The 578-nt window shown below is 62.5% G+C and carries 1 protein-coding gene; it reads left to right on the top strand.

The features are described 5' to 3' along the window. Positions 1-578: IS21 family transposase (gene istA, locus ACXAJT_RS27625; RefSeq protein WP_475242241.1), on the top strand; the 578-nt coding region annotated here is incomplete at both ends.

Raw genomic sequence — 578 nt, 5'->3', positions numbered from 1 at the left:
CGGCAAGGAGATGTTCGTGCCGCTGAGCCATCCGCCCGGTCATGCACAGGCCGATTTTGGTGAAGCGCTTGTCATGATCGGCGGCGTCGAGGAGAAGGCACACTTCTTTGCCCTCGATCTGCCGCACAGCGACGCATGCTACATCCGGGCCTATCCTGCGGCCAATACCGAGGCGTGGCTTGACGGCCATGTTCATGCCTTTGCGTTCTTCGGCGCGGTTCCCCAGTCGGTTCTTTATGACAATGACCGCTGCCTGGTTGCCCGGATCCTGCCGGATGGCTCCCGGCAAAGAACCCAGCGGTTCAGCGCGATGTTGTCGCATTACGTGATCCGGGACCGCTATGGCCGTCCCGGCAAGGGCAATGACAAAGGGGCCGTGGAGGGGCTGGTCGGCTACGGACGTCGCAACTTCATGGTGCCGATCCCGTCCTTTCCGGACTGGCACGCGTTCAACGCTCACCTGGAAGAGCAGTGCCGCAAACGCCGGGGTGATGTTCTGCGTGGCCACAAGGTCAGCATCGGGGAACGGCTGAAGGCCGATCTCGCAGCGATGCGGGATTTGCCCGACACCCCCTTTG

The sequence above is a fragment of the Salipiger sp. ABF4_146 genome, from assembly GCF_056161345.1.
This window is presented reverse-complemented; position numbering and strand designations above follow the sequence as displayed.